General features: G+C 64.7%; 4 protein-coding genes and 1 pseudogene. 4 read left to right on the top strand and 1 reads right to left on the bottom strand.

Features of this window, described 5'->3' with window-relative positions; genetic code table 11:
* From IL54_RS17555 to IL54_RS17540, 4 genes and pseudogenes are all read left to right on the top strand, one after another.
* A pseudogene (locus IL54_RS17555) lies at positions 1 to 500 on the top strand (epoxyalkane--coenzyme M transferase); the annotation flags it as partial.
* Entirely contained in the window at positions 497 to 886 is a 390-nt protein-coding gene (locus tag IL54_RS17550) for a nuclear transport factor 2 family protein (RefSeq protein WP_237236227.1), read from the top strand. The pseudogene IL54_RS17555 and the gene IL54_RS17550, both read left to right, overlap by 4 nt.
* Positions 887 to 901: 15 nt before the next feature.
* A complete protein-coding gene (locus tag IL54_RS17545; RefSeq protein ID WP_037477339.1) occupies positions 902 to 1663 on the top strand; it encodes an IclR family transcriptional regulator in 762 nt (253 codons plus the stop codon).
* Between the two features lie 290 nt (positions 1664 to 1953).
* A complete protein-coding gene (locus IL54_RS17540) occupies positions 1954 to 2601 on the top strand; it encodes a glutathione S-transferase (RefSeq protein ID WP_037479114.1) in 648 nt (215 codons plus the stop codon).
* Positions 2602 to 2610: 9 nt separating this feature from the next.
* Here IL54_RS17540 and IL54_RS24315 read toward each other — a convergent pair.
* On the bottom strand, positions 2611 to 2750 hold a 140-nt coding region (locus IL54_RS24315), incomplete at its 5' end, for a transposase (RefSeq protein ID WP_037479111.1).

Below are 2750 nucleotides of genomic sequence, written 5' to 3'. Positions count from 1 at the left end.
AGGACGCCAGCGACGAGGAGTTCCTCAAGATCGCGTCCGCCAATGTCGATGCGCTCAACGCCGCCACCGCCAATATTCCGCCCGAACGGATGCGGATGCGCATCTGCTGGGGCAATTATGAAGGCCCGCATGATCATGATATTCCGCTGGAAAAGGTGATCGACATCATCCTGCCCGCGCGCCCGGCCACCGTCCTGTTCGAAGCCGCCAATCCGTGCCACGAACATGAATGGGCGGTGTGGCGCGACGCGACCATCCCCGATCATAAGATCCTCGCCCCCGGCCTGATCGATACCTGCTCCAACTATGTCGAACATCCCGAACTGATCGCCCAGCGGATCGAACGCTTTGCCGGGATCGTCGGCAAGGATCGAGTGATCGCCAGCACCGATTGCGGGTTCGGCACCTTTGCCGGATATGGCAAGATCGACCCGGCGGTGACGTGGAAGAAGCTGCGTTCGCTCCGCGCTGGTGCGGACCTGGCGGACGCGCGGCTGTGAGCGAGGAGGAGCGCCGCGCGATCGAGGCGGATTGCGCCAGGCTGATCGCCCGCTACGCCAATCTCAACGACGCGGCCGATTGGCAGGGCGTGGCTGACCTCTATGCCGAGGATGGCCGCATGGCGCGCCCGACCGCGCCGGACGATTGGACGCAGGGGCGCGAAGCGATCCTCGCCGCCTTCCTCGCCCGCCCGGCACGGACGACGCGGCATGTCTGTTCCAACGTCGTGATCGACGTGATCAGCCCGACGCAGGCCGTCGGCGAAAGCGCGATGCTGCTGTTCACCGGCGATGGCGCGCCCAAGGTCGGGTCGTTCCACGACCGCTTCGTCCTCACTCCGGCGGGATGGCGCTTTGCCGAACGGCGCGGTAGCCTGACCTTTTAACGGAGGGCGCCCATCATGAATGCCACCACGCCATCCACCGTCAAATCGGCGATGCGGACCATCGACATCATCGAATATGTCGTGGCGCGTCCTGCTGGTGTGGTGGCGCAGGAGATTGCGGCGGGCCTCGCCATTCCGGTCAGCAGCCTGTCCTATCTGCTCGCGACATTGGTGGAACGGCATTATCTGGCGCGGGAGGGGCGGCGCTACCTGCCCGGCCCGGCGCTGGCGCGGCTGGGGTCGCCGCGCGTCGCCCTGTCGCTGGCGGACAAGGTGCGGCCGCTGGTCCGGTCGCTGCGGACGCAGACCAACGAAACCGCTTCCTTCTTCGTGCGCGATGGGTGGCAATTGGTGGCGATCGTCACCGAGACGGCGGAACAGTCGCTGCGCTATTCGATCAGCGTGGGCACGCGCATCCCGATGCACAGCCTGGCCGCGGGCAAGGCGTTGCTGGCGAGCCTGGGCGACGAGGAGATCGATGCCTATTTCGCGCAGGTGCCGCTGGAGCCGTTCACCCCGCAAAGCGTGACCGACGAACAGGCGTTGCGCACCGAGTTGGCGGCGATCCGCGCGTCGGGCGTGGGGCGCACGCGCGAGGAATATACGCCGGGCATTTGCGGTCTGGGCATGGCGGCGGTGGTCGATGGCGTCGCGGTCGGCGCCTTCGCCGTCGCCATCCCCCTGCCCCGCTTCACCCCGGACCTGGAAACCCGCGCCGTCGCCCGGCTGGAACAGGCGGTCGCGCTGTTCACCGCCGCCGAAGCGCCGCCGGTTTAGCCACTGATGCGTCACAGGGCGATGTTCACGATGTCGTCGGGTGAAAAGGCCCAATGGTGCGTCAATAGTCCCGACGACGTACTGTCCAGGTAAGGCTGAAGTCACTATTGGGTCACAGTGATGCGACGGCAACGCGCCAGTGGCGCGACACCGGATCTGCCTGGCCATGGCGTGCGTCTGGTGTGGCTTGGGGGACTGTTCCATCTATCAGGATAGATCAGAGGAATTCCTACATTGGAAGGGGTTTTGATGCCGTGCCTATCCTTGGCTCCAACATGAGTGACCGCAGCATGCCAGCACCGATTCTCTACAGCTTTCGCCGCTGTCCCTATGCGATGCGGGCGCGGCTGGCGCTGGCCGTGAGCGCCATGGCTGTGGAACTGCGCGAAGTGAAGCTGTCGGCCAAGCCCGACGCGATGTTGACCGCTTCGCCCAAGGGCACCGTCCCTGTGCTGGTCCTGCCCAATGACACCGTCATCGACCAGAGCATCGACATCATGCGATGGGCTTTGGCGCAGCATGATCCAGAGGACTGGCTGAGCCGTGACGATCCCGCGCTCGTGGCGGCCAATGATGGCGCGTTCAAACATGATCTGGATCGCTACAAATATCCCGACCGCCATGGCACGCAGGCCGAAACGCATCGCGCGAGCGGATTGGTATTTCTGCTCGACATCGAACAGCGGTTGGCAGGGTCGATTTATCTATGCGGCCCGGCCTGCGGGTTCGCCGATGCCGCGATTATCCCGTTCGTGCGGCAGTTCGCCGCTGTCGACCCGGCCTGGTTTGCGATGCAGCCGCTGCCCAACCTTCAAAACTGGCTGTCGCGCTATCTGACGTCGGACCTGTTCAGCGCGATCATGGGGCGGGTTTCGCCGTGGCGGCCGGAGGATGCGCCGGTGCATCTGCGCTGGCAGGCAAGCGACCCGGACCGCTAGGGTCAGGACTCATTGATTGATCCAGAATATAACGGTCGCGGCGATGCAGATGGCGGACATGAAGGTATGGGCGCAACGATCGTAGCGCGTGTGGATGCGCCGCCAGTCCTTGATCCTGCCGAACATATTCTCGACTTTGTGCCGCTGTC

The sequence above is a fragment of the Sphingobium sp. ba1 genome (assembly GCF_000743655.1).
Taxonomy (GTDB): domain Bacteria; phylum Pseudomonadota; class Alphaproteobacteria; order Sphingomonadales; family Sphingomonadaceae; genus Sphingobium.
Note: the sequence above shows the minus strand (reverse complement) of the source record. Positions and strands in the feature narration are given on the sequence as shown.